Source organism: Micromonospora sp. HNM0581 (assembly GCF_012726175.1).
Classification (GTDB): Bacteria; Actinomycetota; Actinomycetes; order Mycobacteriales; family Micromonosporaceae; genus Micromonospora.
Window position 1 is genome coordinate 1 of sequence record NZ_JAASAD010000018.1, and the last position, 21,794, is coordinate 21,794.

Sequence of the window (21,794 nt, forward strand, 5' to 3'; positions counted from 1 at the left end):
GCCGACGGCAGGCGGGCGGGCCGGCGGCGCGCGGCCGAGCCGGAGGAGCAACGACCTGCGGCGCCGCTGGCCGGTGGCGCGCCGCCGGTCCCGGGCGTGACGTCTGGCCCTCCGGCCGCCGGCCCTGCACGCGCACCAGCTGTCGGGCGTGGCGAGTCAGGCGCGCCGACCACCGGGCAGGATCGCCGGATCGCACCCGCCGGGCAGGACCGCCGGATCGCATCCGGCCAGGCCGGGCCGGATGCTGCCACCGCCGCGGCGTCGGCTCGCCGACCGGCCCCCGAGCAGCCGCCGTTCGGTCGTCGGCCTGCGGACGGGCCGGCCGAGCCGTTCCGGGGACGCCGCGCGGACGACGCCGACGACGCACCGGTCCGGGCGCGGCGCGTAGCCGACGAGGAGCCTTCCGGTAGGCATTCGGTGGCGGGTCCCGGGATGGAGATGCCAGCTGGTGGGGGTCGGCCCGGCGAGGGTCGAGCCGGTCGACCGGAGCGACCGTCGGACTGGCTCCGGCAGGCGGGGCGACCGCACCACACCGACCCGGCACTGCCGACGATCAACAAGCGGCCCCCGTCCGATCGCGTGATCGGCACCCCTTCCGGTGGTACGCCGACGGTCGGTGACCGCCATGGCGTGGCGGCCGACGGCCAGCCAGGTCGGCCGAACGCGGGTGCCGTACCGCCCGATGGGCGCCGTGTCGAGCCGGGGCAGGCCCGTCCGGTAGCTGGGCCTGCCCGCCGTGCCGACGGGCCACCGGCCGGACGGGGCCGCTCCACGCCGCCGGCCGGTGCTGCCCCGGGTCCGGAGGGACCCGAGTCGATCGCGCGGGCCGGCCTCCCGCCCCGGAGCGGCGCCCCCGCCCCCCCGCCCCCCCGGCCGGCCGGCTCACCGCGTGGTGCGGCGCGTCCGGACGGCCCAGCTGGTGGGCCGCCGCGGGATGCGGCGCGTCCGGACGGTCCGCCCATGGGCCCGACCCGGGGGATGGCCCGGCCGGAGGCGACTGCCGGGCGCCCGAGTGGGCCGCCGCCCGGCCCCGCCCGGGGCGCGGCGCGGCCCGAGGCTGTTCCTCCTGGCGTAGGACCCGCTGACCCCGGCCGGGGCATCGCCGCCGGACCTACCGGTTCGCCGGTGACGGCTCGGGCCGGTGCTCCGGTGCATCCTGAGGACCGGCCCGCTGGCCGGGCCACGCCGCCGCACCGGAACCCGGTGCGTCCTGACCCAGGGACACCGCCGGTGCCCCCGACACGGGGCGGTGAGGTTCCGGCAGTGGCCCGTGCTGCGGCTGTCGTGACACCGGCGGACCCGGCGGCCCGCCCCGGCGTGGCGCCGGTGGTCCGGCGGGCCGACGCGCCGGGTCCCGCAGGTGTCGATCGGCCAGAGGACGAGCCGGCGGGTGACGGTGGTGAACCGCGTCGACAGGGTTCGCCACGGCTACGCGCTGCCGTCCTGGTGCTCGCCAGTGTTCTGCTGCTCGGTGTCCTGCCAGCGTTCTTCGGTCTCCGGACCATGGACCAGGACCCGGTCTTCGCCTCGCTCGACGAGCTGGACGTGCCGTCCTGGGCGGTCACCGAACCGGTCGACGACGTCAGCGGTAGCCCCTGGTGCCTGCTGGACTGCCGGTTGCGGGAACGCACCACGACCTCCGAGCGGCCACCCGAGGAGACAACGCAGGCGTACGAGGCCGCGCTGATCGGCGACGGTTGGCAACGGTGGACGCCCAACTACTGCCCGGAGCAGGAGGAGAAGGGCAGCTACACCTGCTGGCGGCGAGACGAGCTCACCCTCGACCTCTGGGTACGGGAACGGACCTGCGTGCCGCCACCAGTCGACGGGGAACCGGCGGTGGTGCCGATTCCCGACCCGTCCACAGCGGCGCAGGAGTGCCCCGGGTCGTTGGTGTCGGTGAAGGTTCGTAACGCGATCGACGACGAGCGGACCCGGCCGCAGCCGAGCACCGATCCGTCCCTGACCGGTGAGGATCCTTTCCCGACGCTCTCCGAGGACCCGTTGGGTGAGCTGACTCCCTCCCCACCGTCCTGAGCCGATCGTCATCACGGACGGTAGGGTCAGGTGCTGGTGGTGACCGGTCTCGACCGGTCACTCGACGTTGACGTGGGCGAGACGGTCGCGGCTCGGGGATCATCGGCCCGAGACCCTGTTTGAGGAGGACTGGCGTGGGCTTTTTGGAGGTCGCGGCACTGATCGCGGCGATTGCGTTTGCGATGCTGGTGCTGATCCTGACGCTGCCCATCCTGCGGTTGCGGCACACCGTGGACGCCACGACCCGCATGATCAACGACTTGAACGACCGGACCGGTCCCCTGCTCGGCGATGTCAACACGACGGTCCGCAACGTCAACGTGACGTTGGAGCAGGTGCAGACCTCGATCGACGGGGTGAATCTTCAGCTGGCCAAGGTCGACACCATGACCGGGCACGCGCAGAACATCAGCGCCAACGTCGCCAACCTTGTCACCGTGGTCTCCGCTGCCGCGGCCAACCCGTTGGTCAAGGTGGCCGCCTTCGGCTACGGCGTACGCAAGGCCGCCGCGACCCGCCGTAACGCCGAGACCGAGCGCGAGGTACGGGACACCATCAAGGCTCAGCGGCGCGCCGCCCGGCGCGGGAACCGCTGACCGGCGGGCTTCGGGAGGTACGGGCATGAGGCGCCTTTTCTGGCTGGGTATCGGTGTGGCCGTCGGTGTGGTGGTGGTGCGCAAGGCGACCCGCGCCGCCCACGCGTACACCCCTGCCGGTATCGCCGACAACCTGTCGCAATCCGCTGGCGGGCTCGTCGAGGAACTGCGTAGCTTCGTGGCGGACGTACGCGCCGGGATGGCCGAGCGGGAGCACGAGATTCACGCGGCGTTCGCCCAGGGTGAGGCGTTCGACGACCAGTTCGCCGAGCTGCGGGACGACCCGCGGATCGGTGACCGAAAGATCTTTCCGGAGGAACACCAGCGATGAAGACGGCGGAGATCAAGCGGCGTTATCTCGCCCATTTCGCGGCGAACGGTCACACCGTGGTGCCGTCCGCTCCGCTGCCCGCCATCAGCGATCCGAACCTGCTGTTCGTCAACGCCGGCATGGTGCAGTTCGTTCCCTACTTCCTCGGCCAGCAGACACCGCCGTACCAGCGTGCGGTCAGTGTGCAGAAGTGCATCCGTACGCCGGACATCGACGAGGTCGGCAAGACCAGCCGGCACGGCACCTTCTTCCAGATGAACGGGAACTTCTCGTTCGGCGACTACTTCAAGGCCGGCGCGATCCCGCTCGCCTGGGAGTTGGCCACCAAGTCGGTCGAGGCCGGTGGGTTCGGGTTGGACCCGGAGCGGATCTGGGCGACGGTCTACCTGGACGACGACGAGGCGTACGAGATCTGGCGTCGCACCGGGGTGCCCGACGAGCGCATCGTCCGGCGGGGCAAGAAGGACAACTTCTGGTCCATGGGCATCCCGGGCCCGGCGGGGCCGTGTTCGGAGCTGTACTACGACCGGGGTCCGGCCTACGGCACCGAGGGCGGCCCGGAGGTCGACGAGGACCGGTACCTGGAGTTCTGGAACCTCGTCTTCATGCAGTACGAGATCGCGGACGTGACGAGCAAGGAGCAGTTCCGGATCGTCGGTGAGCTGCCGAAGAAGAACATCGACACCGGCATGGGCCTGGAACGGATGGCCTCCATCCTGCAGGGCGTCGACAACCTGTACGAGATCGACGAGGTTCGCCCGATCCTGGACCGGGCGGCGGAGCTGACCGGTAAGCGGTACGGCGCACACTCGGGGCAGGCCGCGAACCAGTCCCACCCGGACGACGTACGGCTGCGGGTGATCGCCGACCACGTGCGGACCGCGCTGATGCTCATCGGTGACGGGGTGACCCCGTCCAACGAGGGTCGCGGGTACGTGCTGCGGCGGATCATGCGGCGGGCGATCCGGTCGGTGCGGCTGCTCGGCTGGCAGGAGCGGGCGCTGCCGGAGCTGCTGCCGGTGGCCCGGGACTGCATGGCGCCGTCGTACCCGGAACTGGCGGCGGACTTCGACCGGATCTCGGCGTACGCGTACGCCGAGGAGGATGCGTTCCTGGCCACGTTGCGGGCCGGCACGACGATCCTGGACACCGCGATCACGCAGACCCGCGGCGCCGGGGGTGGCGCGCTGTCGGGGGAGCAGGCGTTCCAGCTGCACGACACGTACGGCTTCCCGATCGACCTGACCCTGGAGATCGCCGCCGAGCAGGGGCTCACCGTCGACCAGGATGGCTTCCGTCGGCTGATGGCCGACCAGCGGGCCCGCGCCAAGGCCGACGCGCAGGCCCGCAAGACCGGCCACACCGACCTGTCGGCGTACCGGTCGGTGCTCGACTCGGGTGGTCCGGTGACCTTCACCGGCTACACGGAGGTGTCCCGTGAGTCGACGGTCCGCGCGGTGCTCGGCACCGACGGCCCCCGCGCGGCGGCGGTCGAGGGCGACACGATCGAGCTGGTTCTCGACACCACCCCGTTCTACGCCGAGGGCGGCGGTCAGCAGCCCGACCTGGGCATGATCACCGTGGGTGGCGGTCAGGTCGAGGTCCTCGACGTGCAGCAGCCGGTGCCGGGGCTGATCGTGCACCGGGCCCGGGTGCTGCGGGGTGAGGTACGCGCCGGGGAGGCCGGGTACGCCGAAATCGACACCAGCCGGCGGCGGGCGATCTCCCGCTCGCACACCGCCACGCACCTGGTGCACCAGACGATGCGTAACTTTCTCGGCGAATCCGCCACCCAGGCCGGTTCGCTGAACGCCCCCGGTCGACTGCGTTTCGACTTCAACACCGCCACCGGGGTCGCCCCGAGTGTGCTGCACGACGTCGAGCAGCAGATCAACGAGGTGTTGCTGGCCGACCTGGAGGTGCACGCCTTCATCACTTCCCAGGAGGAGGCCCGGCGGATCGGCGCGATGGCGCTGTTCGGCGAGAAGTACGGCGACCAGGTCCGGGTGGTCGAGGTCGGCGACTACGCCCGCGAGCTGTGCGGTGGCACCCACGTGGCCCGCTCCGGTCAGCTCGGGCTTGTGAAGATCCTCTCTGAGTCGTCGATCGGGTCGGGTGTCCGCCGGGTCGAGGCGCTCGTCGGGATCGACGCGTTCAACTTCCTGGCCCGTGAGCATCTGCTGGTGTCCCGCCTCGCCGAGCTGTACCGCGTCCCCGCCGATCAGGTCGCCGACCGGGTCGAGCAGACGGTCACCCAGTTGCGCGACGCGGAGAAGGAGCTGGAGAAGCTGCGGGCACAGCTGGTGCTCGGTGGTGCGGCGGCGCTCGCCGCCCAGGCCAGAGACGTACGCGGGGTCGCCTATGTGGGCACCGAGGCGCCCGACGGGGCGGCCGGCAACGACGTGCGTACCCTCGCGCTGGAGATCCGGGGCCGCATCGACGCCTCCCGGCCGGGTGTGGTCGCGGTGGCCGCCCGGGCCAACGGCAAGGCGTCGCTCGTGGTGGCGGTCAACCCGGCCGCGCGTAGTCGGGGGATCGCCGCGAACGATCTGGTGAAGGCGGCGTTCTCCGGCCGTGGCGGTGGAAGCCCCGAGCTGGCGCAGGGTGGCGGGCTGCCCGAGTCGGAGGTGCCTCGACTGTTGCTGACGGTCGAGCAGTCGATCAGCGACGCGTGAACCAGCGACATGGTGGGTCAGGGCGGGCCGAGCCGGTCCGCCCTGACCAATCTTGCGGAAAGGTCACCTACGGTGAGTGAGGCATCTCGAGGCGTGCGGCTGGGGGTGGACGTGGGCCAGGTGCGGATCGGGGTTGCCCGGTCAGACTTCCACGGTGTCCTCGCCACCCCGTTGGTGACCATCGCGCGGCAGCAGATTCCCAGCTCAGAGGCAATCCCGACGGACATTTCCGAGCTCGTCGCGCTGATCGCCGAACATGAGGCCGTCGAGGTGGTGGTCGGCCTTCCGGTGAATCTTGCCGGTCGACATGGCCCGGCGGCGGAGCACGTCAAGGCGTACGCTCGACAACTGGCCGATGTGATTACACCTGTCCCGGTGACGCTCACCGACGAGAGGATGTCCACGGTCGTGGCGAGTCGTAGGCTTGCCGAGCGCGGTGTCCGGGGGAAAAAGCAAAGGGCGGTGGTCGATCAGGCCGCCGCGGTGGAGATTCTGCAGAGCTGGCTGGATGCGCAGCGGAGGCGGACGCAATGATGGACGATCTGGACCTCGGGTTCGACGAGCAGGAGCGGGGGGACAAGGGCAAGCACCGCCGGGGCCGCCGCAAGGGCAGCGGGTCCGGTGGCGGGCGGGGCAAGACCGTCCTGGCTCTCCTGCTGGCTGTGGTGCTGCTCGGCGGCATCGGCGGGGCCGCCTTCTACGGCTTCGACCGGATCCAGAACTACCTGGTCACCCCGGACTATGAGGGCGGCGGCACCGAGGAGGTGACTGTCCAGATCCCGCAGGGCGCGTTCCTCGCCGACATGGCTGTGGCCCTCTACGACGCCGGTGTGGTCAAGAGCACCAAGGCGTTCATCGAGGCGGCCGACGAGAACTCCCGCAGCCGCAACATCCAGCCCGGCACGTACCAGCTGCGTAAGCAGATGAGCGGTGAGCTGGCCCTCGCCGCGATGCTCGATCCGCAGAACCGGGTGGTCAACGGGCTCACCATTCCTGAGGGGCGCACAGCGAAGGGGATCTTCAAGCTGCTCAGCGAGCACACCGAGATCCCGGTGGAGGAGTTCGAAGCCGCCGCGAAGGACCCGGAGAAGCTGGGCGTCCCAGACTGGTGGTTCGAGCGTACGGACGGCGTGAAGCCGAAGAAGTCGATCGAGGGTTTCCTCTTCCCGGACACGTACGAGATCCCGCCGGACGCTACCGCCGAGGTCATCCTGGGGCAGATGGTCGATCACTTCTTGACCGTCACCGGTGAGATGGAGTTCGCCGACCGGGTGCAGGAGGAACGCGGCGGCATCAGCCCGTACGAGGCGCTGATCGTGGCGTCGCTGGCCCAGGCTGAGGCCGGCACCAAGACGGATCTCGGCAAGGTCGCCCGGGTCGCCTACAACCGGGTGTACCGGGGCAATTTCGACTGCGGCTGCCTGGAGATGGACGTCACCGTCAACTACTACCTGGAGTTGACCGGGCAGAAGACGAAGACGTCCGGCCAGATGACCCAGAGCGACCTCGACAACCCGGACAATCCGTACAACCGCAAGCTGCGGGGCATGATCCCCACCCCGATCAACAACCCTGGCAAGGAAGCCCTTGAGGGGGCGATGGATCCGCCGGTCGGCGACTGGCTCTTCTTCGTGGCCGTCGACAAGGAGGGCAATTCCGCCTTCGCGGAGACGTACGAGGACCACCTGAAGAACGAGGCCAAAGCCCGCGAGGCCGGCATCATCTGACCTGCCGTTCGTCTGCGTGGGGTGAAGGAAACGCCAGTGGTCGTGTCGGAGCGCAGGGCGGCGGTGTTGGGTAAGCCGATCGCCCACTCGCTCTCCCCGGTGATCCACAACGCCGGCTACGTCGCCGCCGGGCTCACCGGATGGTCGTACACCCGGATCGAGTGCGCGGCGGCGGAGCTGCCGGCCCTGGTCGCCGGCCTGGGCCCGGAGTGGGCCGGGCTGTCGGTGACCATGCCGGGCAAGGAGGCGGCGCTCACGGTGGCCGCGGAGGTTTCCCCGGTCGCTGTCGCCGTGGGTGCGGCCAACACGTTGGTACGCCGCCCCGACGGCTCCTGGTACGCCGACAACACCGACGTCACCGGCATAGTCGAGGTGCTGACGGAGGCGGGCGTACGCCCCGGTGCCAACGTCGCCCTGCTCGGTGCAGGCGGCACCGCGAGGGCAGCGTTGGCGGCGGCGGCCCAGCTGGGTGCCGGCACAGTCACAGTGATCGCGCGCCGCCCGGCAGCGGTCGCCGACCTGGAGCCGGTGGCGGCCGTACTCGGGGTCGCGATGAGCAGCGCAGCGTGGCCCGGGACGCCACACGCACAGGTGTCCGCGCTGACCGGCGTCGATGTGCTGATCTCCACCGTGCCGAAGGGGGCCGCCGACGAGTTCGTCGGCCTTCTGCCCTGGCAAGCCGCCACGGTGGTCTTCGACGCGCTCTACGACCCGTGGCCGACCCCGCTGGCAGCAGCCGCCGGAGCCGCCGGCTGCCGGATCGTCTCCGGTCTCGACCTGTTGCTTGCTCAGGCGATCGGCCAGTTCGAGCAGTTCACCGGAGTGCCCGCCCCCCGCCCGGCGATGGCCGCCGCTCTCAGCGCCGCCCGCAGCTTCCCCTGATCCTTCTGGGCTGCCAAGCCGCCGCTTCGTCCTACCGTGCTGCCGCTGCGGGCGTCAGGGGTTTCTGCGTCGGTGTTGCCAGGCGGCGTGGTGGGTCCACGCCATGAAGCGGGTGAACAGTGTTGCGGGTGTCGGGCCATCGTGGGGGTTGAGGCGGTAAAGGTCGCGCATAGCTTCGTACATGAGGCCGGCGAGGTAGATGGACAGGCCGGGCAGGTTGCCGTCGTACTCGACATGGAGTAGCAGTCGGGCTTGCCCGCACGGCCAGGGCTGCCCGTCGGCACGGCAGCACCACATCGGCCGCAACGGGGTGTGTGGTACTTCGGTGTCGCGGGCGGTGGGGCGCTGCGGAAGTGGACCGTGTGCGGGTGCGAACAGCCGGGTGGTGATCGCGTCCGAGCCGTCTGAGGTCACCACCGGCCTCCGTTGGCCCGCCATTGCTGCCCCGGAGTCAACCAGCCGGGACGTCCCGGGCGCGGCATCGGCAACGGCCTGGTGGGTTCCCGCATCCACTCGGGCAGGTGCGTACCGCGCCGACGCTGCGGCAATCCTGGCCCACGGTGGCCGGTCGGCAGCTCTGGGCAGGTGTGACTTGTCGACCGCTGGTGCCGCAGCCTCTGGTCGCGTTGGCCCTCCGGCATCGTGAGATCGGCCGGCGGCAGCGCTCGGGATGGGGGTTGCGCTTGTGATGGATGGGGCGTGAATGGTGAGTAGGGCGCCAGTGGCGGTTGGGACGGCGGTGGCGGAGCCGGAGCGGGGTGCACCGGTAGGACCGTCGTAGGGCACGAATGCCAGAGATTACGGGTACGCACATCGGCCTCCGATCAACGTGGGAAGGGGCCGCCCGGAAACGGGGGAAGTCCCCGGGCGGCCCCGGCGCGGAAACTGCCCCGTCCCTGTCTGGATAGGAGCGGCTTCGCTGTGTGACAGTCTGGTGAGGACAGCCCCTCCGTCGATATGTGCGCGGCGTGTTCGCGCATGTCAGGGCGGTATCTGGGCGGGCATGGCGAACAAGCGGGCAGGATCGGGCAGGATTGGGGAATTGATGAGCACCGCCATCGACTACGTACGCGAGGAACTGCGGCTGCTGCGGGTTCAGGTGAAGTTGAGTCAGGACGATTTCGGTCGGGGTATCGGATACTCCGGCTCGCACGTCAGTTCGGTCGAGACCGGCGGGCGACCACCTACGAAGGAGTACATGTTCGCCGTCGACCGTGCTCACGATCCTGCCTTCGATCCGGCGGTGGCGGAGGGCAGGTTCACCCGGATGCTGCGTGAGCTGTCCAAGTTGGAGCAGACCCCGTCCTGGCTACGTGAGTGGATCGAGCTGGAGCGGGATGCCGCATTGCTGCGCTGGTACGAACCCGCGTTCGTGCCCGGCTTGCTGCAGACCGATGCGTATGCGCGCGGCATGATGAACAACGGCCTGTTGCAGCCGGGAGAAGTCGACCAGCGGGTAGGCTCCCGGCTGGACCGGCAGGCGATCCTGCACCGCGACGTCCCGGTGCCGCTGGTGGCGGTGATCGACGTGATGGTGCTCCGCCGGCCGGTCGACAGGCGCCCCGACATCATGCGGGAGCAGCTCGAACACCTGGTCACGATGTCCGAGCTGCCGCACGTCCAGATACTCGTGGTGCCCGAGGAGGCGGGAATCTACCCTGGCTTGCAGGGCGGTTTCATCCTGGCGACCCTCGGCGACGGTTCGGTGGTGGCGCACCTCGACCACCAGGTGCGTGCGCAGGTGGTCAACCAGACCGACGATCTTGCTACCCTCCAGCGGACCTGGGAGGCGGTCCGGGGTGAGGCGCTCCCGCGCAGGCAGTCCCTCGAACTGATCAAGGAAGTGGCGCATTCATGGACGTGACCGGCGCCAACTGGCGCACGTCGACCTACTCGGGTACGAATGGTGGCTCCTGTGTGGAGGTCGCCGACAATCTTCGTGGTGTGGTGCTGGTGCGGGACACCAAGGACCGTGACGGTGGCACCCTCCTCTTCGGCCAGCGTTCGTGGCGGTCCTTCGTCACCCTGGTGAAGCAACAAGCCCCCACCCGCTGACCACCCCGCAACCCCCACCCGAATCCACATCCGGCGAACCCCTGTTGATCATGAGGTTGGCGGCACTCGTAGCGTTCAGGATCGCCGCCAACCTCATGATCAACGGCGTGGGGCGGGACGGGTGGGCTGGGGTGTGGGTGGGAGTGGAGGTGCCAGGTGGGGGGTTTAGGGGAGTTTTAAGATGCGCTTAGGTCCGGCCTTCAGGCACACGCTCTGTTGTGTACACCGCTACGCTGCTCAGCGTTGGTGTCGTAGACACGAGGAGTATCCGTGGCCACTCGCGGACTGCACCGCCTGATCCCGCAGCGCGGCCCCCGGCGGAAGGCCCTGGCGCTCGGTGCCGTCGGCACCACGGTGGTGCTGGGGCTCGGCGCGACGATGGTGCCGCTGCTCGCCGATGACGACCTGTCGATCGCGGTGGTGGCGGACACCACCGCCACGGCGGTGCCGCAGGATGGGGACAACAGCGTCAAGACGACGTTGGCGACCTGCCCCGCGCCCTGCGACGGCAACCCCCGCGGTGCACGCGAGGCGGTGCTGACCTTCCTGGTCACCACGCTGCCGGCGAACGCTGCGAATGTACGGGCCACGTTGCGGGTGCATGCCTGGCAGTCGTTCGAGGCGTCGGTCGCCGCGCACGATTCCCGGCTCGACGCCCACGCGGACCGCCCGATGCCCACCCCTGCGGGCGCGGCGTTGGACACTGTCAACAGTGTCGGCAAGGGCTTCAACGAGTGGGACGTCTCGGGTCTGGTCACCGGCAACGGCATCTGGACCCTGTCGCTCTCCCAGGCGGGGCTGGACACCCGCATCTACTGGGCCTCGGGCGAGAACCGCAACGCCAGTCTGCGTCCCCGCCTGTCGATCAGCTACGACGGGGTGGGTGCCCGGCCACCGTCAGCCTCGCCGAGTGTCGCGCCGGAGCCGACGGCCACCAGCAGCAGCCCGTCGCCCTCACCGACCGTGTCGTCGAGTGCGCGGCCGTCGCCGGCCCGGCCCAGCCCCAGTCCATCGCCGGAGCCGGAGCCAGAACCAGAGCCAGGTGAATGTGGCACGGTGTCGACGAAGCTGGTACCCGGCTGCGGCGCGTGGTGGGGGATGTACTCGCCGACGAACGCCGCCGCCGGCTGGGACCATGGCAAGGCGGTCGCTGACGTGGAGAAGCAGGTGGGGCGCAAGTTCGACATCGTCCACCGCTACCACGACTTTTCGAACGCCGGCAGCAACGGTGCCTTCCCCGACGAGTTCCAGCAGCAGCAGATGCGCGACGGGCGGCTGATGTTCTTCGCGTGGGAGAGCCGGGTCTTCTCCTCAGGTGCCGTGCTGACCTGGAAGGACGTCTACAGCGGCCGGTACGACGCGACGATCGACGCGGTAGCCGGTCGGATCCGGGCGGTCGGTCAGCCGGTCTTCATCGGGTTCGATCACGAGCCGGAGGACGAGCCGGCCAAGGGCAGCGACGCCGAGTTCGTCCGGGCGTGGCGCTACGTGCACGACCGGTTCGCCGACGCCAAGGCCGACAACGCTGTCTGGGTGTGGACGATGATGGGCTGGTCCGGCCACTACGACCGGTACGCCGGGCTCTACCCCGGTGACCGTTACGTCGACTGGGTGGCCTGGGATCCCTACAACTTCCACGTCTGTAATGGCAGCACGGTCTGGAAGAGCCCCAGCACCACTGTCGGGTCCTTCTACCGGTGGCTCGACGAGCACGGTATCGGTGCGGGCAAGCCCCGGATGCTCGCCGAGTTCGGTACGAACATGGACGCCGCCGATCCGAACGCGAAGCGACGCTGGTTCGAGGAGTTCCCGGCGGCGCTGAAAGCTCACCCGAAAATCAAGGCAGCGATCTACTTCAATTCGGCTGGCATGACGAAGACGACGAAGACCTGCAACATGATGATGAACCAGGATGCGGCGTCGGTGGCCGGCTTCGCTGCTGCGGGGCGGGACAGCTACCTGCGGCAGCCGACGGGAGGGGGCCGCTGATCCGGAGCGGGCCACACAGAGCGGACAGGCCACACCGACTGTCGGATATACGACTCGGGGCAAGGTTGTCCGTTTCCTGATCCACCCTCCGTCCAATCGGCGGATGCCGCCCTCCAGGCTGGACCGGCACGCTACGTGCAATCTCGTCCACTCTGGAGGCGTAGCGTGCCCAGATACACCCTGTCGTGGCGATTTGCTCGTCCGCATCGATGGCGGGCCGCAGCCATCGCGTTGGTGACTGTCGCGGCCGTGCTGGCCGTACCCACCACGGCGTCCGCAGTCGTGGTGCCGGCGCCCGAACCTGCCACCCTCGTGTCGACCGACCCAGCCGACCAGACTCCGCACGCCGGTAACGGCGAGGCGCGTGCCTTCGCCGAGATCGGCGACACGGTCTACGTCGGTGGCAGCTTCACCAAGATCCGCCAGACCGCCACCTCGGCCTGGATCTCCCGCAGCTACCTGTTCGCGTACGACCGGATGACCGGCACGATCTCGACGACCTTCCTGCCGGTGCTCGACGGCGCGGTCAACTCCCTCATCGCCGGTCCGGGCGGGACCCTGATCGTCGGCGGGGCCTTCAAGAACGTCAACACCGTGTCCCGCCGGAACCTGGTGGCACTCGACCCCTCCACTGGAATGATCGTCGACAGCTGGGCCGGTCGTTCCGACGGCGGCACCGTCCGTGACCTGGTGCTGCACGGCAACTGGCTCTACGCGGCCGGAGCCTTCAACTGGCTCAACGGCACGGCGCACTCAGGGCTCGGCCGGTTCGACGCGACCACCGGCGAGATCGATCCGACCTTCAACATCAACACGAGCGTCGGTCGGCACGGCACCAGCATGTACGCCTGGACCATCGACGTCACGCCGGACGGTGCCACCCTCGTCGTCGGCGGCAACTTCCTCTACGTCAACGACCTGCCGCGCAACCAGATCGCGCTCGTCGACCTGACCGGCACCCCGAGCGTCATCGACTGGAGTTCGGAGAAGTTCGTGGCGCCGTGCGCCAGCCCGGCCTCCTTCGTGCACTACGTGCAGGATGTTCGCTTCGGGGCTGACGGCAGCTGGTTCGTCGTGGGCACCAACGGCGGATCGGGCTGGCCGGCCGCCTACTGCGACGCCCTGGTTCGCTTCGAGACCGCCCACCGGGGAGCCAACCAGGTCGCCACCTGGGTGAACTACACCGGAAACGACACCATCACCTCGGTCGAGGTGGCTGACAACATCATCTACCTCGGTGGACACTTCCGTTGGCTGAACAACCCGAACGCCAGCGACCAGGCCGGCAACGGCGCGGTCGACCGGCTGGGTGTCGCCGCGGTGACTCCGGCCACCGGTATGCCGGTGAACTGGAACCCCCGCCGCAGCGGCGGCTCGAATCTTCCCGCCGGCACCAGTTCCTGGGGATCGTCGGTGCCCGTGCTGTGGCGCGGCAACGCCGGGCTCTACTTCGGCCACAACTCGGACGGCATGGGCAACGAGTACCGCGGCCGGCTCGGTGTGTTCCCGACCAGCGGTGGGCGCACGATCACCCCGAAGAACCCGCCGACGGCCGGCAGCGGCCAGTTGCACCTGAACGTCGGCCCCGGCGATGTGGCGAGGGTGCCGTTCGACGGCACCGCCCTGGACGCTGCCAGCGCCACGGTGGTCAGCCAGCCGAACTACACGGGCGCCGGGGCGACCTGGCTGGTCGACGACCGGATCTACTGGTCGCGCACGGTGGCCGGGACGCCGACCGGCAGCCGGATCGACGTCTCCCTGTTCAACGGCACCACGATCGGTGGCTCGTGGGAGGCATCCGGCTACAACGACTGGTTCAACCCGGCGCTGCTGACCGGCGCGTTCTTCCTCGACGGTCGGCTCTACTACACCCGTAGCGGCGCCAACAACCTCTACTACCGGTACTTCGAGATCGACGGCAACTACCTGGGTGCCACCGAGTTCGTCCTACCCACCACGGGCGTAACCTGGTCCGCGGTCCGCGGAATGGCCTGGGTGGACGGGCGGATCGTCTACGGGGCGACGAACGGGTCACTGAGCAGTGTGCCGTTCGACCCGACCCTGGCCCTCACCACCGCGGTCGACGGTGCCGAGTCGACACTTGTCGCGGCGGCGACGCCGGAGCTGACCTGGTCGACCGCTTCGATGTTCTTCGCGGTGCCGTAGCGTTCACCGTTCGTAACGAAAGCTCGGTAGGTTGTTCACCTCGGGCCGGCGGCGGGTCTCCCGCCGCCGGCCCGAGGAAGGTGGGGAGGCTCGTTGTCTGGCATCCGACGTGGACCCGTCGTGCGTGTCGTGTTCGCGGTCAAACGCGGCTGGTACCGGCTGCGCTACCCGCGCCTACAACTGGGACCGGGGGTGGAGATCCGTGGCAGGATCCGGTTACGCCGTGGCGTACGGGTCAGCATCGGCGCACACACCCGGGTGAACAAGCTGGTCCGCTTCGCCGGTCCGGGTGAGGTGCGTGTCGGTGCGCACTGCCTGCTCAACGCCACCTGGATCGGCACCTGGACGTCGGTGACGATCGGCGACCGCTGCCTGCTGTCGGACTGCGAACTGCTCGACAACGACTTCCACAACCTGCCCCCGGAGCGGCGTCACGACCCGCCCACCGCCGCCACCCGAGCGCCGATCACCGTAGAGGAAAACGTCTGGATCGGTGCGCACGCACTGGTCATGAAGGGCGTACGGATCGGCCGGGACAGCGTCGTGGGTGCCGCGACCGTGGTCCGTGCGGATGTGCCACCCGGGGTCGTGGTGATCGGCAATCCACAACAGATAGCGAAGAAGTTCCATGACTGATGCCTCGTCCGGCGCCTGGACCGGTGACGGCCCGGCAGCCGCTTCCACCTCCCGCAGTGTCACCCTCACCGACATGCTGCGGGTGCCGCTGCACCGGATCAAGTTGGTCGCCGCGGTCGCCCTCGGCGGACTGCTCGCCGCACTCGGCTACCTGCTGGTGGCACCGGCCGCGGTGACGGCGAACGCCGTGGTGGCGGTCCGACCGGTGGTCACCGACGCCTTCACCCCAAGCGGTGCCGCCGCCGACCGGGCGGTGAACATGAACGTCGAAAGCGGGATCGCCACCGGCACCGAGGTCGTCGCGAAGCTGGCCGAGACGTTCGGCTCGGACCAGCGCACGGTACGCGACGCCCTTGAGGTCGAGGTGCCCGCCGGCGGCCAGATCCTGCGTTTCGTCTACCGGTCCGCCGACGCCGAACAGGCCGTGGCCGGCGCCAACCTGGCCGCGCAGAGCTACCTGGACGTCCGGCGCGCAATGTACGAGAAGCAGCGCGAAGAGATGCTCAACTCGTACGACGAGAGCATCGAGAAAGTCGTCGGCCAACGCACCGCCGTGCAGCGGCGGATCGACGACGCCCAGGACTCCGCCAGCAGCGACGCGGCGGTCGCCGAACTCGCCGGCATCAACAACCAACTCACCCAGCTCGGGTCCGCCCGTACGGAGATCGCCGCGGTCGACGTCAATCCGGGCTGGGTCACCCGCAGCGCCGAGCCGGCCCTGGCCACCACCGCCGGCAGCTCGTTGATGCTGCTCGCCGGTGGCCTGCTCGGTGGGGCCGTGATCGGGCTGGTGCTCGCCTTCCTATGGGAATCGATGGACCGGCGGGTGCGCAGCGTCGCCGACGCGCGGGACAGCAGCGGGCTGCCGCTGCTGGGTACCGTCCGCCGTGCCGGGCTGCGCGGCCGGGCGTTCGACGCCGACGTGCGTTACGTCGCGATGGCCGTGGCCGAGCGGGTCCGCCAGCCCGCCCGTGTCGCGGTGCTGACCGCCCGGGAGGACGCCTCGGCGATCACCGCCGGGCTCGCGGTGGCCCTCGCGGTGGCCGGGCGGGAGGTGTTCGTCGCCGACGACAGTGGCCGGACCGACCGCCTGCGGACCACGGTGCTCACCGACCGGGGCCGGCTGCCGGTAGCCCTCGACCCGAGCCGACCCGTGGTGCCCAAGCCCCGCACCGCCCCCACCGACGTCGACGACGGCCCGACCGAGGTCATCTCCCGACGTCCCTCCCCGCACCCGGCCGGCGCCCGGCCCACGACCGACCCGGACGCCACGCTCACCCTGCCCCGCGTCGCCAAGTCCGTCAGCCGTACCGACAACGGGCGGGCCGGTGGCGACGATCAGGTGGCGGTGGGTGCCGGCTCGGTACGATTCGGCACCTGGCAGCAGGGCGCCGACCAGCGTCTCGTGCTGTACAACGCCCCGCCGGCCGAGGCCGACGAGCGGGGCGTCGCGGTGGCCCGGCAGGGCACCGCCGTGGTCGTGGTGGAACGTGACCGCACCCGTCAGGCCGACCTGCGCCGGCTCGCCGAGCGGCTGCGGGCGGCCGGGGTCAAACCGCTCGGTTTCGTACTGTGCCGCAGCGGGCGGAGTTGAGGCGTGCCGGTCACCCGAGCCCCGGCGACCACCGAGCCACCGCTGCCGGCCACCCCCGACGCCGAGCCCACGCCCGCGGTGCCGCCCCGACTGCCACTGTGGCCATTGGCGGCGATGTTCGGGCTGGTACCGCTCTGGTGGGTGACCGGCGGCTTCTATCTCGGTTGGCCGCTGCTGGGTGCGCTGTTGTTCACGTTGCTCGTCACCCGGGGTCGGGTGCCGTTGCCGCCCGCCACGGGGATCTGGCTGCTGTTCCTGGCCCTCGTGGTGGCCAGCGCGACCCGGCTGACGTTACCGACCTCCCTGCCGACTTTCGTGCTGCGGCTGGCGTTCTACCTCACCGCGCTCATCGTCGCGGTCTACGTGTACACCGTCGCCCGGGAACACCCCGACCAGGCCGCTGCGCTGGTGCCGCTCTGTGCGTTCTGGTTCGGGCTGGTCGCCCTGGGCTGGCTGGGCGTGCTGGTGCCGCGCATGGAACTGACCACCCCGGTCGAGATGCTGTTGCCGTCGGGCGTGTCCGGGGTGCCGTTCATCAACGACATGGTGCACCTGAGCACCGCGGAGTACAGCGCGAAGTCGCTCAACCCGATCTACCGCCCGGCGGCACCGTACGCGTACACGAACAACTACGGCAGCGCGTACGCGATGACGTTGCCGTGTGTGGTCGCGTACACCATGCTGCGTCGGCGCGGCCCGCTGCGCTGGGCGTTGCTCGCGTCGGTGCCGGTCTCGCTGGTCCCGGCGTTCCTCACCCTCAACCGGGCGATGTTCCTCAGCCTCGGCGTCGGCCTCGCCGTGCTCGGGGCACGGGCGGCGCTGCGCGGCAACACCCGGGTGGCCGCCTCCATCGGGGGGATGGTCGTGCTCGGCGGTCTCGCCAGCCTGTTCATCCCGGTCGCCGAGATGATCGGTAACCGGGTCGACGCCAGCGACACCAACACCGACCGGCTCTCGCTCTACTCGGAGGTACTGCGGCGCGTCGGTGACTCGCCCTGGCTGGGCTACGGCGCACCGATGGACGTGGACACCGTCACCGCCGAGGCACCGATCGGCACCCAGGGGCAGCTGTGGATGGTGCTGTTCAGCCACGGCGTACCGGCTCTGGTGTGCTTCCTGGCCTGGTTCGTCGCCGTCGCGCTCAGCTGCGCCCGGAGCATCTCGGCGGCCGGGCAGTGGCTCTCCGTCGTCCCGGTGGTCTGCCTGGTGCAGGTGCCCTTCTACGGGATGGCCAACCAGAACCTCGCGGTGGCCTTCTTCGCGGTGGCCTTCGCGCTCGCGCTCACCGAGCGGGAACGTCGCAGCCCGACGGACGGGCTGCCGCAGCGGGCCGCGGCGGTGCCGGCATGACGGCGACCACCAGCCCACCGGCGGGGGAGGACCCCGGCCCCACGCCGGGCACCCGTGATCTCTCGGCAACTGTCGACGGGGCGGCCGAGACCCGGCGCAGCACCCGCAGCGGAATGGCGGGGTTGCTCGGTGCGGCCACCAGCGGCCTGTTCGGCTTCGTGCTCGCGGTGGTCATCACCCGTGGCTACGGCACCACCGGTGCGGGTGCCTTCTTCGCCGCGATCGGTGTGGTGACCGTCGCCGCCGCGATCTGCACCCTCGGCGCGGAGACCGGTCTGATCTGGGCGCTGCCCCGGCGCCGGACCGGCGTCACCGGCGACGCCGCCCGGGTACTGCCCGTCGCCCTCGCGCCACCGCTGCTGGTGGCCGTCCTGGTCGCGGTGGGCGGCGCCGTCGTCGCCGGACCACTCGCCGGCCGGCTGCTGGGGCCGGCGGGCGGTCCGCTGCTGGTGGTGACCTTCGCGGCGGTACCCGTGGTGGTCGCGATGAACCTGCTACTGGCCGTCGTGCGCTGCGTACGCCCGATGCGGTCCTACGTCGCGGTCCAGTTCCTGCTGCTGCCGGTCGCCCGTCCGCTGCTCGTCGGTGCGGCGGTGCTGGCCGGTGCCGGGCTGCTGGCCGGAACGACCGGCTGGCTGGTGCCCGCCGCCGTGGCCCTGCTGGTGTGCCTCATCCTGGTCGCCGGGCCGTTGGGCGTCGGCGCCGGCGCCCAGCTACGCCCGCGACGCGACGACTGGTCCACGTTCTGGCGGTTCGCGTTGCCGCGCGCCGCCTCGGCGGCGATCGACGCCGGCAGCATGTGGATCGGAGTGCTGCTCACCTCGGCCCTGGCCGGTCCCGCCGACGCCGGTGTCTTCGGTGCCGTGGGTCGTTACGTCCTCGCCGGCCAACTCGCCATGCAGGGGCTGCGGGTGGCCACCGCCCCGCAACTGTCGCGGCTGCTCGGTCGGGGTGAGCGGTCTGCCGCCGCCGCGGTGCACCGCCAGTTGACCAGCTGGGGGCTGGTGCTCTCCTGGCCGGTGTACCTGTTGCTCGCCATTTTCGCCCCGGCGTTCCTGGCGCTGTTCGGCCCGGAGTTCACCTCCGGCGCCGCCGCGATGACGGTGCTGGCACTGGCGATGCTCGTCAACACCGGGGTCGGCAACGTGCAGAGCCTACTGCTGATGGGCGGTCGCAGCGGCCTGCACCTGGCTGCGGCACTGGCCGGGCTGCTGGTCACCGTCGGCGGCGGCTTCGTGCTGATCCCCGGGCACGGGGCGACCGGGGCGGCGGTGGCGTGGGCCGCCGGCATCGTGACCGAGAACCTCCTCGCGGCCACCCTGGCCCGACTGGTGGTGCGCCAACCCCTGGTGGACGCCCGGCTGGCGGGTGCGGCGGCGGTCACTGCGGCGGGGGTCGGTCTGGCGGCGGTGGCTGGCCTGGCGGTGGCCGGCCGGGGCATCACCGGACTGGCGCTCGCGGTGGCCACACTCGCCACCGTCTGCGTCGGCTTGTCGACGTTGCCCCGGGTGCGGCGTGGCATCCGGGTGACCATTGTGCAGATTCGTGGCGGGGCGCCGGTCGGCGACTCGCCGGGGATGTCGAAGGGCAGGTGAGTTCAGTCGTGTCGTCCATTCGGGACCGGGTGAAACAATTGGTGCCGACCCAGGTGACGGACCGGGTACGGGAAAGCCTCGTCGACTACGGGGTACGCACCAGCGACCGCCGACCGTTGCCAGACTTCCTGATCATCGGCACCAAGCGCGGCGGCACGACCTCACTGTGGAACTACCTGATCCAGCATCCGCTGGTGCCCCGGCTCTTCCCCGCCTGGAACACGAAGTCCTCGCACTATATCGAGGAGCACTGGGGTCGCGGCGAGGCGTGGTACCGGTCGCACTTTCCGACCGTGCGGCAGCGGGAGACGCTGGAGAACCGTCACGGCGGCCCGGTCCGTGTCGGTGAGGCGGCCCCGCTCTACATGTTCCACCCGCTCGCCGCCGAACGGGTGTCCGCGTTGATTCCCTCGGTGCGGCTGATCGTGCTGCTGCGTGACCCGGTGGAGCGGGCCTACTCACACTGGAAGGAGCGGCGCACCAACGGCGTGGAGCCGCTCGACTTCGCCGCCGCGCTGGACGCCGAAGAAGAGCGTACGGCGGGGGAACGGGAGCGGCTCATCGCCGAACCGAACCACTTCAGCGAGCCCTACGACTGGTACACCTACCGGGCCCGTGGCCGCTACCTGGAGCACCTGGGGCCGTGGCTGGAACGTTTCGACCGTAGCCAGATCCTCTTCCTGCCCAGCGAGGAGCTGTACCGCGACGCGCGGACGACCTACCGGCGTACCCTCGACTTTCTCGGCCTCCCCCCGTACGACCTGCCCAGTTTCAAGGTCTACAACGACAGACGGTCGGCGCCACTGGAGCCGGCACTGCGTGCCGAGTTGACCGCGTACTACCGCCCGCACAACGAGGCGTTGCGGCAGCGGCTGGGACTGCGGCTCGACTGGCCGGACCGGGTCGCGTGACCGCCTCGGCGACGACCACGGGCGACCCCCGGAGCCGGGACGACGGGCTGGGCTGGGTCACCCGGGCGGTCTTCTCCGACGACCGGGTGTCGGTGACCGTGGACGCGGGTCCGCCGGCCGGACACACGGTCGTGGCCCGGTACGCGGTGGTGCCGTCGGTGGCCCGCGCCCGTTTCCTGCTGCCGTTGGGCTGTCCCCGGGTCGCCGCGGCGGCGTTGCTGTCGTACAACGCCCTACGTCCGGCGAAGGTGCGGGCGGCGCGGGCGGTGCTCGGCGTGGCGGCTCGGGCGGGCGCGGTCGACCGCGCGCCGTTCCCGGTACTGACCGTGGCGCTGCCCGCGCGGCTCGACCCGACGGAGGTGCTGCTCGCCGCCCGGCTCGGTGCCGCACTCGGCACGCCGGTGCACACGGCCTGCGGGGTGCGTCCGCCGGACCCGAACCACAAACCCACGCTGCAACTGTTCGATGACCGGGGCACACCCCGGGGGTACGCGAAGATCGGCTGGAACGACGCGACGCGGGCGCTCGTCACCGCCGAAGCAGCGGCACTGCGGGATGCGGCCGGGCTGGCCGGGACGGCCGGCCACCCCGGCGTCCCCCGCCTGCTCACCGAGTTCACCTGGGCCGGGCAGGCGGTGGCGGTCGTCGACCCGCTACCGGCGGACATCCGGGGCGTGGCCGACGACACGCAACCCGACATCGCGGCGCTGCTCGCGGTGGCCCGGCGCGGTGGCCCGGCGGCACCGGTCCAGCCACTCGTCGGTTCACCGTTCCTGGCCCGGCTGACCGAGCAGGCACGCCGCGCCGCCGACACCGTCGGTGAGCGTGCATCGACAGCCGTCGACGAGCTGGCCCGCCGGCACGGCGACGTCGCCGTCGAGTTCGGCCACTGGCACGGCGACTGGGTGCCGTGGAACCTCGGCCGGCACGAAGGGAAACTCATCGCCTGGGACTGGGAGCACAGTGGACCGGACGTACCGGTCGGGTTCGACCTGGCCCACGACGCGTTCCAGCGTGCGCTCGTGGCAGGCGGTGCGCCGGCCCCCGAGGCGGCCCGGCAGGTCGACACCTGGTTGTCCCGGCACGGCGACGCGCTGGGACTGGACCGGCCCCGACAGCGCCTGGTCGCCGACGCCTACCTGGTGGAGATGTGGCTGCGCACCTGGCGGCTGGCGGACGCCGGCGCGGGCTGGAACCCGGCGCTGCATCCGGCGCTGCTGGACACCATCGAGAACCGACACACCTGACGA

At 70.6% G+C, this 21,794-nt stretch carries 19 protein-coding genes; 17 read left to right on the plus strand and 2 right to left on the minus strand.

Annotated elements, in window-relative coordinates; all coding sequences use genetic code 11:
- Nucleotides 1-156 precede the first annotated feature (156 nt).
- Nucleotides 157-414: a hypothetical protein gene (locus tag HCA58_RS19160; protein ID WP_169599216.1), complete on the minus strand. Its 258-nt coding sequence runs from the start codon at nucleotides 412-414 to the stop codon at nucleotides 157-159.
- A gap of 849 nt (nucleotides 415-1,263) precedes the next feature.
- On the opposite strand from HCA58_RS19160, the gene HCA58_RS19165 reads away from it, so the two are divergent.
- The 7 genes from HCA58_RS19165 to HCA58_RS19195 all read left to right on the plus strand — a co-directional run bounded on the left by HCA58_RS19165 (nucleotide 1,264) and on the right by HCA58_RS19195 (nucleotide 8,248).
- Nucleotides 1,264-2,037 (plus strand): hypothetical protein, encoded by a 774-nt coding sequence (locus HCA58_RS19165; protein ID WP_346776043.1) that lies wholly within the window; start codon nucleotides 1,264-1,266, stop codon nucleotides 2,035-2,037.
- A 134-nt stretch (nucleotides 2,038-2,171) separates the two neighbouring features.
- Nucleotides 2,172-2,633 carry a DUF948 domain-containing protein gene (locus tag HCA58_RS19170; RefSeq protein ID WP_169599218.1) on the plus strand — a complete coding sequence of 154 codons (462 nt, stop codon included), beginning with the start codon at nucleotides 2,172-2,174 and terminating at the stop codon, nucleotides 2,631-2,633.
- Between the two features lie 25 nt (nucleotides 2,634-2,658).
- Complete coding sequence (locus HCA58_RS19175) at nucleotides 2,659-2,964, plus strand: hypothetical protein (protein WP_169599219.1); 306 nt, start codon at nucleotides 2,659-2,661, stop codon at nucleotides 2,962-2,964.
- Entirely contained in the window at nucleotides 2,961-5,639 is a 2,679-nt protein-coding gene (alaS, locus tag HCA58_RS19180; protein WP_169599220.1) for an alanine--tRNA ligase, read from the plus strand. The genes HCA58_RS19175 and alaS overlap by 4 nt, the downstream gene beginning before the upstream one ends.
- A gap of 72 nt (nucleotides 5,640-5,711) precedes the next feature.
- A complete protein-coding gene (ruvX, locus tag HCA58_RS19185) occupies nucleotides 5,712-6,173 on the plus strand; it encodes a Holliday junction resolvase RuvX (RefSeq protein WP_169599221.1) in 462 nt (153 codons plus the stop codon).
- Nucleotides 6,170-7,366: an endolytic transglycosylase MltG gene (gene mltG, locus HCA58_RS19190; RefSeq protein ID WP_169599222.1), complete on the plus strand. Its 1,197-nt coding sequence runs from the start codon at nucleotides 6,170-6,172 to the stop codon at nucleotides 7,364-7,366. The genes ruvX and mltG overlap by 4 nt, the downstream gene beginning before the upstream one ends.
- Before the next feature lie 21 nt (nucleotides 7,367-7,387).
- Nucleotides 7,388-8,248 carry a shikimate dehydrogenase gene (locus HCA58_RS19195; protein WP_346776044.1) on the plus strand — a complete coding sequence of 287 codons (861 nt, stop codon included), beginning with the start codon at nucleotides 7,388-7,390 and terminating at the stop codon, nucleotides 8,246-8,248.
- Between the two features lie 54 nt (nucleotides 8,249-8,302).
- On the opposite strand, the gene HCA58_RS19200 is transcribed toward HCA58_RS19195, so the two are convergent.
- On the minus strand, nucleotides 8,303-8,662 hold the full coding sequence (locus tag HCA58_RS19200) for a hypothetical protein (RefSeq protein WP_346776045.1): 360 nt from the start codon (nucleotides 8,660-8,662) through the stop codon (nucleotides 8,303-8,305).
- A 631-nt stretch (nucleotides 8,663-9,293) separates the two neighbouring features.
- Between HCA58_RS19200 and HCA58_RS19205 the strand changes: the two genes are divergently transcribed.
- From HCA58_RS19205 to HCA58_RS19250, 10 genes are all read left to right on the plus strand, one after another.
- Nucleotides 9,294-10,112: a helix-turn-helix transcriptional regulator gene (locus tag HCA58_RS19205; RefSeq protein WP_169599224.1), complete on the plus strand. Its 819-nt coding sequence runs from the start codon at nucleotides 9,294-9,296 to the stop codon at nucleotides 10,110-10,112.
- The gene (locus tag HCA58_RS19210; protein WP_169599225.1) at nucleotides 10,103-10,303 is read left to right on the plus strand and encodes a DUF397 domain-containing protein; all 201 of its coding nucleotides are present in this window, start codon (nucleotides 10,103-10,105) and stop codon (nucleotides 10,301-10,303) included. The genes HCA58_RS19205 and HCA58_RS19210 overlap by 10 nt, the downstream gene beginning before the upstream one ends.
- Before the next feature lie 270 nt (nucleotides 10,304-10,573).
- On the plus strand, nucleotides 10,574-12,292 hold the full coding sequence (locus tag HCA58_RS19215) for a glycosyl hydrolase (RefSeq protein WP_169599226.1): 1,719 nt from the start codon (nucleotides 10,574-10,576) through the stop codon (nucleotides 12,290-12,292).
- A 225-nt stretch (nucleotides 12,293-12,517) separates the two neighbouring features.
- A complete protein-coding gene (locus HCA58_RS19220; RefSeq protein WP_169599286.1) occupies nucleotides 12,518-14,458 on the plus strand; it encodes a hypothetical protein in 1,941 nt (646 codons plus the stop codon).
- Between the two features lie 93 nt (nucleotides 14,459-14,551).
- Nucleotides 14,552-15,094 (plus strand): acyltransferase, encoded by a 543-nt coding sequence (locus tag HCA58_RS19225; RefSeq protein ID WP_169599227.1) that lies wholly within the window; start codon nucleotides 14,552-14,554, stop codon nucleotides 15,092-15,094.
- Entirely contained in the window at nucleotides 15,087-16,688 is a 1,602-nt protein-coding gene (locus tag HCA58_RS19230; RefSeq protein ID WP_169599228.1) for a lipopolysaccharide biosynthesis protein, read from the plus strand. Before HCA58_RS19225 ends, HCA58_RS19230 begins: the two co-directional genes overlap by 8 nt.
- A 114-nt stretch (nucleotides 16,689-16,802) precedes the next feature.
- Nucleotides 16,803-18,038: an O-antigen ligase family protein gene (locus HCA58_RS19235; protein ID WP_240956500.1), complete on the plus strand. Its 1,236-nt coding sequence runs from the start codon at nucleotides 16,803-16,805 to the stop codon at nucleotides 18,036-18,038.
- Nucleotides 18,035-19,633: a lipopolysaccharide biosynthesis protein gene (locus tag HCA58_RS19240; RefSeq protein WP_169599229.1), complete on the plus strand. Its 1,599-nt coding sequence runs from the start codon at nucleotides 18,035-18,037 to the stop codon at nucleotides 19,631-19,633. Before HCA58_RS19235 ends, HCA58_RS19240 begins: the two co-directional genes overlap by 4 nt.
- Nucleotides 19,634-19,641: 8 nt before the next feature.
- Nucleotides 19,642-20,544 (plus strand): sulfotransferase domain-containing protein, encoded by a 903-nt coding sequence (locus HCA58_RS19245; RefSeq protein WP_169599230.1) that lies wholly within the window; start codon nucleotides 19,642-19,644, stop codon nucleotides 20,542-20,544.
- Nucleotides 20,541-21,791: a hypothetical protein gene (locus HCA58_RS19250; RefSeq protein WP_169599231.1), complete on the plus strand. Its 1,251-nt coding sequence runs from the start codon at nucleotides 20,541-20,543 to the stop codon at nucleotides 21,789-21,791. The genes HCA58_RS19245 and HCA58_RS19250 overlap by 4 nt, the downstream gene beginning before the upstream one ends.
- The last annotated feature ends 3 nt before the right edge of the window (nucleotides 21,792-21,794 follow it).

What these genes read in the sequence shown, in the direction of transcription:
- HCA58_RS19240 (WP_169599229.1), top strand. Translation starts at nt 18,035, where the DNA reads ATGACGGCGACCACCAGCCCACCGGCGGGGGAGGACCCCGGCCCCACG.
- HCA58_RS19230 (WP_169599228.1), top strand. Translation starts at nt 15,087, where the DNA reads ATGACTGATGCCTCGTCCGGCGCCTGGACCGGTGACGGCCCGGCAGCC.
- HCA58_RS19205 (WP_169599224.1), top strand. Translation starts at nt 9,294, where the DNA reads ATGAGCACCGCCATCGACTACGTACGCGAGGAACTGCGGCTGCTGCGG.
- HCA58_RS19210 (WP_169599225.1), top strand. Translation starts at nt 10,103, where the DNA reads ATGGACGTGACCGGCGCCAACTGGCGCACGTCGACCTACTCGGGTACG.
- mltG (WP_169599222.1), top strand. Translation starts at nt 6,170, where the DNA reads ATGATGGACGATCTGGACCTCGGGTTCGACGAGCAGGAGCGGGGGGAC.
- HCA58_RS19160 (WP_169599216.1), bottom strand. Translation starts at nt 414, where the DNA reads ATGCCTACCGGAAGGCTCCTCGTCGGCTACGCGCCGCGCCCGGACCGG.
- HCA58_RS19175 (WP_169599219.1), top strand. Translation starts at nt 2,659, where the DNA reads ATGAGGCGCCTTTTCTGGCTGGGTATCGGTGTGGCCGTCGGTGTGGTG.
- HCA58_RS19235 (WP_240956500.1), top strand. Translation starts at nt 16,803, where the DNA reads ATGTTCGGGCTGGTACCGCTCTGGTGGGTGACCGGCGGCTTCTATCTC.
- alaS (WP_169599220.1), top strand. Translation starts at nt 2,961, where the DNA reads ATGAAGACGGCGGAGATCAAGCGGCGTTATCTCGCCCATTTCGCGGCG.